The following is a 6,092-nucleotide window of genomic DNA, read 5'->3' on the forward strand; positions in this document are numbered from 1 at the left end:
GAAGTCGACCGACTTCCCGCCCCTCGGCGTTCCCGCCCGTGCCGCGTCAGAGCTGGACGCCGAAGTCCTGGGCGATGCCCGCCAGGCCGGAGGCGTAGCCCTGGCCGACCGCACGGAACTTCCACTCGCCGTTGTTGCGGTAGAGCTCGCCGAAGATCATCGCCGTCTCGGTGGCCGCGTCCTCGGAGAGGTCGTAGCGGGCGATCTCGGCGCCGCCGGCCGCGTTGACCACGCGGATGTAGGCGTTGCGGACCTGGCCGAAGTTCTGCCCGCGGGCGGTGCCGTCGTAGATGGTCACCGGGAAGGTGATCTTGGCGGCCTCGACCGGCAGGCCGGCCAGGTTGACGTTGATCGACTCGTCGTCGCCCACGCCCTCGCCGGTGCGGTTGTCGCCGGTGTGCACGACGCTGTTGTCCGGCGAGCTGGTGTTGTTGAAGAAGACGAAGTGCCCGTTGGAGAGCACCTTGCCGTCCGCGTTCAGGACGATCGCGCTGGCGTCGAGGTCGAATTCGGCGCCGGTCGTGGTGCGGACGTCCCAGCCCAGACCGACGCTGACCGCGGACAGGCCGGGGGCCTCCTTGGTCAGCGAGACGTTGCCACCCTTGGAGAGGCTCACTGGCATGGCGATTGCAGTCCCTTCGTTCGCTTTCCCGGGACAACGCTGTACTCCGGTGGCTTGGTTCCGGGGATCCCGTGAATTCTTCGCGGACGTCAAACCCGGGCAAAGGGTGGGCAAAGCGATGGCCGGTCCGGTCGGTTCCGGGCGTCAGATCCGGGGGAAGCGGCCCTGCAGCGTCCAGATGTTCGGGTTGTCGGCCAGGTCGGGGTGCATGTCGAACAGGTCGGCGAGGGTGTCCTGGAGGAAGTCCCGGGCCTCCCGCCGCAGCTCGCTGTGCCGGACCACGGCGGGCGGCTCGTCCCGCAGCCAGGTCGCGGTGACCTCGACCCAGTTGAAGCGGCGGGCGAAGCGCAGCAGCTCGGTGTTCTGGGTGAAGTCGAGGTCGGCGGTCTGCACCCGGGCGGCCCGGGAGCCGTCCGGGTCGCGGTCGAGCTGCTCGACGATGTCGCACAGCGCCCAGGCGAAGTCCAGCACCGGGACCCATCCCCAGCGGGTGGAGAGTTCGGCGCCCTCGGCGTCCAGGTAGACGTCGCCGCAGAACAGGTCGTACCGCAGCGAGCGCACCGGGGCGGTGCGGTAGTCGGTCTGCGGGGGGTCGGGGAAGCGGTTGGAGAGGGAGTAGCCGAGCTCGATCACGTAGGCCATTGTCGGGGCTCGGGGCAGGTGCGGGTAACCGGGCCCGCCCCGAACCGAAGCGGCCCGCCGGTACCGAAAGGGAGGGCCGACCGTCGGCACCGGGCCGGAGCGCCCCGGGGGCGAGCGGGCGAGTAACGGATAACCGGGTGACCGGGCGGGGGGTCGCGCGGGATGATGGGCGCATGTCCGAGCCCATCCGCGTACGGGGGTCGGTGGTCGTCCCCGACGCCGAGCTCGTCTGGCGCTTCTCGCGTTCCTCCGGCCCCGGCGGCCAGCACGTCAACACCTCCGACTCCAAGGTCGAGCTGCGCTACGACGTGGCCGGCTCGAAGGCGCTGCCCGAGGTGTGGCGCACGCGCGCCCTGGAGCGGCTGGCCAACCGGCTGGTGGACGGCCGGGTGCTGGTGATCCAGGCCTCGGAGTTCCGCTCGCAGTGGCGCAACCGGGAGGCGGCCGCGGTGCGGCTGTCGGCGGTGCTGACCGAGGCGTGCGCGCCGCCGCCGAAGGCCCGCCGGGCGACCCGGCCGAGTCGGGGGATGGTCGAGCGGCGGCTGGAGAACAAGCGGCACCGGTCCGAGGTGAAGCAGGGGCGGCGCTCGCCGCGGGGCGAGTAGCCGGGCCCGGCGAACCGTTTCGTCCCGGATGCCGGCGCGGACCGGTCGGCCGCCGGATTCAGCCCAGGGTGCGGTAGCCGCCGCGGAAGTACAGCAGCGGGCGGCCGCCGGGGGTGGGGACGGCGGCCTCCAGGACGCGGCCGACCAGCAGGGTGTGGTCGCCCGCGGGTATCCGCTGTTCGGTGCGGCACTCGACGGTGGCCAGCGCGCCCTCGATCAGCGGGGCGCCGGTGTGCTCGCCGCGGCGGTGCGGGGTCTCCGCGAACAGCAGCCGGTCGCTGAGCCGGCCCTTCATGGCGAAGCGGGAGCCGAGCGTCTTCTGCGCCTCGGTGAGCACCGAGACCGCCCAGGTGTCGTTGCGGGAGAGCACTTCGTCCATCCGGGAGTCCTCGCGGACCGAGATCAGCACCAGCGGCGGGTCCAGCGACACCGAGAGGAAGGACGTGGCGGTCATGCCGACGTCCTCGCCGTCCTCCTCGTCGTGGACGGTCACCAGGCTCACACCGGCGGCGAGCTGGGAGAGTGCGGCCCGGAACTCGTCGGGCGTGGCGTGGGGGGCAGCTTCGGGCTGCGGGGACGAGTACACGTACCGCACGGTAGTCGTCGCTCCCCGGTGACGGCATCGGGCCGTGGTCGTAGGACCACCGGCGTGGGCCCCGTTCGGTTCCGGACGCGGTCACTCCCAGGGGTGAAGCGGATGGACCGGCGGGTGCAGTGGGCTTCAGCGTGCGGCCAATGCGGTCGACCACGAGAAATGTGCCGATAGCGCTTTATGTCCCGCTATGGGGCGGATGAACTGATTAAAGACGCATTAGTGTCGTGTGATTTAAGTCACAAGTGATGGCCTATTGCTGACCGAGCGTGCCGAACGCTGTGCTCCCTGTGATTCAGTTCTTCTGGCAATCGGACGATAACCAATCAAGAACTATCCGAAGCAGCCGGGGAGCCCCCGCATGGAAGCCGAGTCGGAGCCGTACGTCCGTCTCGCGACCCTCCGCACCTTGCACCGGGTCGTGGCGGACCTCAACGCTGCCCGCAGCCTGGCGGGCACGCTGCAGGCCGTCGTCGAGGGCGCGGTGCACGGACTCGGCTTCGACGCCGCCGCGGTCAGCCTGGTCCGGCCGGACGGTGACCTCGTGGTGGCGGCCGTCTGGGAGCTGGAGGAGAGCCCGATGGGCGGGCCCTCGGTGCTGCTCGGCCAGGTCGGCTCGCGGGAGTCCTGGGACCGGCTGCTCGGCGTCAGCGACCACTGGGGCACCCTGCGCTTCCTGCCGTACGACCGCGGCTGGGCCGTCGCCAGCGACATCCCGCGCTGGATCGGGGACGGCCCGCTGCCCGTCTACGCCAACGACTGGCACCCCGCCGACGGACTGCTCGCCCCGATGTACAGCGCCGGCGGCGACCTGCTCGGGGTGCTCTCGGTGGACCGCCCGCGCAGCGGCAAACGGCCCGGGGCGTGGACCCGCGAGGCACTGGAGATGTTCTCGCTGCAGGCCTCCATCGCGATCGGCAACGCCCGGCTGCGGGCCGAGATGCAACGGGCGCTGGCCCGGCTGGAGAAGGAGCAGCAGGCGCTGCGGGCCAGCGAGGAGAGCTTCCGGCAGGCCTTCGAGTACGCCCCCAGCGGGATGGCCATCACCGAACTGCACGGCGCCGGGCGCGGCCAGCTGACCAGGGTCAACGACGCGCTCTGTCGACTGCTCGGCCGCCCCCGCGCGGTGCTGCGCCAGCAGAGCTTCGCCGACCTCGTCCACCCCGAGGACCGGGCCCTGTTGGAACGCACCAGCGCCGAGAGCGGCCGGGCGGAACTGAGGCTGTCCCGGCGGGACGGCGGCTACCAGTGGGTCTGCCTGCGCAACTCGATCGTGGCGGACGCGGCCGAGGGCCCGAGCTTCCTGCTCACCCACGTCGAGGACATCGAGGACCGCAAGCGCCACGAGTTCCAGCTCGCCCACCGGGCCAGCCACGACGCGCTCACCGGCCTGCCCAACGGCGCCGAGCTCAAGGCCCGGCTGGCCCGCCGGCTCTGCGCCGAACCGCAGCCGGCCGCCGCCGCGGCCGCCGCGATGTCCGGCGAGGCCGGCTACCCGCAGCCGTACGCCTACCAGGCGGACTCGTACAGCGCGCACACCGCGTACGAGGGACTGGAGGGCGCGGACCCGTACACCGGGCCGGTGCACGGCTACGGGCCGGCCGACGGCCTGCTGCCCGGCCTCGGCGCGGGGTACGGGGAGCACGTGCACGCCGTGGTTCCGGCCGAGTACGGGCCCTCCGGGGACACCTGGTCCGCGCCGTTCCGCTCCGGGGCGACGGCGCCGGTGGACAAGGGGCTCGCGGTGCTCTTCTGCGACCTGGACGGCTTCAAGTCGATCAACGACCGGTTCGGGCACAACGCGGGCGACTCGGTGCTGGTCGAGGTCGCCCGGCGGCTCAGCGGGGCGGTCCGGGACGGCGACACGGTGGCCCGGCTGGGCGGCGACGAGTTCGTGGTGCTGGCCGACGGCATCGGCCGCGAGGAGGCCAAGGACCTCGCCCACCGGCTGCGCAACGCGATCATCCCGCCGATGCGGATCGACGGACGGGCGATGCGGGTCGGGGTCAGCCTGGGGATCGGCTGGGCCGGCTGCGGGATGAGCATCGAGGAGGTGCTCCACACCGCGGACGAGCGGATGTACGACGAGAAGCGGGCCCGGGGCGGCGCGGTGCGCGGGGCGCGCGGCGAGCGTTCGCACCGGCGCGCGGGCTGACCGGGAGGGGCGTTCCGCGCGCTCCCCGGCGCCCTTCCGGTGGTCGGCGGGTCGGTCGGCGGGTCGGTCGGCGGGTCGGTCGGCGGATCGGTCGGGTGCCGAGGATCCGGCGACGCACAGGTTACCCACGGGTTGTCAAGGGTTCTTTTCCTGCTGTCAGGTACGACAGGTAGGGTTCCCGGTACGACAGCGTCCATGATCCGCGCCGCCCGCGCGCGGCGTACACCGGATGGGGGAGCAGACCACCGTGACGACCGCCGGCGACAACGGATTGCCCGAGGGCCAGGCGGGCGGTGCCCCGCAGGACGACGACCCGTTCGGCTACCTCTACCGCCCGGCCGACGGCTCCGCCGGACAGTCGGCCGAGCCGCAGCAGGGGGTGCCCCGGACGTCGTACAACCGGCCGATGGAGGTGGGGCGGGCGCAGTACGGCCAGCCGACCCGCACCCAGCAGCCGGGCTACGGCCAGCCCGGACCGGCGCAGCCGCCGTACGGCCAGCAGGGCATGCCCCCGCAGGGCCCGTACGGGCAGCCGGGCGTGCCCCCGCAGCAGGCCGAGTACGGCGGGGGCGCCCAGCAGACCCGCTACGCCGAGCACTCCCGGCCGCAGCCTGGGGACGAGCGACCGAGCAGCGGCCGGAGCAAGGGCGCGGTGATCGGGGCGGTCGCCGTGGTCGCGGCGATAGCGATCGGTGCCGGGATCGCCCTGTCCACCGGGGACCCGGACGGCGACAAGTCCGCCAAGGGCGGCACCACGACCGCCGCCCCGCCGGCGCCCAGCGGCACCGCGGCGTCGAGCGGCTCGACCGGAACGGCCTCGCCCTCGGCGAGCGCCACCGTCTCCGCCGGCCCGGCGACCGTGGACGCCGGCCAGCTGCAGGGCCAGAACGCGCCGTCCGGCAATGCCGTCAAGGGCGCCAAGTCCGCCGACGGCAGCTACCTGACGCTCCAGCAGGGCGGCACGGTGACCTGGAACGGCCAGATCGCGACGGCCGGGACGTACAAGCTGACCGTGCACTACAACAACGCCGGTGCCGACGTGAGGGGCGCGGCCTCGGTGAACGGCAAGGACTGGCCGAGCGGGCTGACCTTCAAGAACTACTCGCCGGGCAAGGATCCGGCCTCGTCCTGGTTCAACACCTGGATACTCCCGCAGTTCCAGGCCGGGTCGAACTCGGTCACCTTCACCGTCCCCTCGGGGCCGATCCTGATCGACCAGATCACGGTGGAGCCGAACAGCTGAGACCCGCTCCGGACGCACCGCGGCCGCCCGTCCCCTTCGGGGGAGGGCGGCCGTCGCCTTCGCTCAGGCGGACTTGACGGTGCGGAACCTCTCGCCGCCGACCGCCCAGCGGCCCCGGCGCATCACGGCGACCAGGTCGTAGCTGTCGGAGTCGACCACGACCAGGTCGGCGAGCTTGCCGGTCTCCAGCGAGCCGGTCGAGTCGGCCAGACCGAGCAGCCGCGCCGGGGTGG

The 6,092-nt window shown here is 72.7% G+C and carries 7 protein-coding genes; 3 read left to right on the forward strand and 4 right to left on the reverse strand.

What is annotated here, in order from left to right:
- Nucleotides 1–46: 46 nt before the first annotated feature.
- Together ACFWIS_RS40215 and ACFWIS_RS40220 are read right to left on the reverse strand one after the other, a co-directional pair.
- The gene (locus tag ACFWIS_RS40215; protein WP_380463909.1) at nt 47–622 is read right to left on the reverse strand and encodes a TerD family protein; all 576 of its coding nucleotides are present in this window, start codon (nt 620–622) and stop codon (nt 47–49) included.
- Between the two features lie 144 nt (nt 623–766).
- Nucleotides 767–1,264 (reverse strand): hypothetical protein, encoded by a 498-nt coding sequence (locus ACFWIS_RS40220; protein ID WP_380463907.1) that lies wholly within the window; start codon nt 1,262–1,264, stop codon nt 767–769.
- A gap of 173 nt (nt 1,265–1,437) precedes the next feature.
- Here ACFWIS_RS40220 and arfB point away from each other — a divergent pair, with 173 nt between their 5' ends.
- Nucleotides 1,438–1,869, forward strand: a complete 432-nt coding sequence (arfB, locus tag ACFWIS_RS40225) for an alternative ribosome rescue aminoacyl-tRNA hydrolase ArfB (protein ID WP_380463905.1) — start codon at nt 1,438–1,440, stop codon at nt 1,867–1,869.
- 58 nt (nt 1,870–1,927) lie between these two features.
- On the opposite strand, the gene ACFWIS_RS40230 is transcribed toward arfB, so the two are convergent.
- Nucleotides 1,928–2,455 carry a flavin reductase family protein gene (locus tag ACFWIS_RS40230; RefSeq protein ID WP_380463903.1) on the reverse strand — a complete coding sequence of 176 codons (528 nt, stop codon included), beginning with the start codon at nt 2,453–2,455 and terminating at the stop codon, nt 1,928–1,930.
- Nucleotides 2,456–2,822: 367 nt separating this feature from the next.
- On the opposite strand from ACFWIS_RS40230, the gene ACFWIS_RS40235 reads away from it, so the two are divergent.
- Nucleotides 2,823–4,616, forward strand: coding sequence for a diguanylate cyclase domain-containing protein (locus tag ACFWIS_RS40235; RefSeq protein WP_380463901.1), 1,794 nt, complete (start codon nt 2,823–2,825; stop codon nt 4,614–4,616).
- A 247-nt stretch (nt 4,617–4,863) separates the two neighbouring features.
- Complete coding sequence (locus ACFWIS_RS40240) at nt 4,864–5,859, forward strand: hypothetical protein (RefSeq protein ID WP_380463899.1); 996 nt, start codon at nt 4,864–4,866, stop codon at nt 5,857–5,859.
- A gap of 63 nt (nt 5,860–5,922) precedes the next feature.
- On the opposite strand, the gene ACFWIS_RS40245 is transcribed toward ACFWIS_RS40240, so the two are convergent.
- A complete protein-coding gene (locus tag ACFWIS_RS40245; protein WP_380463911.1) occupies nt 5,923–6,078 on the reverse strand; it encodes an amidohydrolase family protein in 156 nt (51 codons plus the stop codon).
- Nucleotides 6,079–6,092 lie beyond the last annotated feature (14 nt).

The sequence above is a fragment of the Kitasatospora sp. NPDC127060 genome (assembly GCF_042724935.1).
In the GTDB taxonomy this organism is placed as follows: Bacteria; Actinomycetota; Actinomycetes; order Streptomycetales; family Streptomycetaceae; genus Kitasatospora.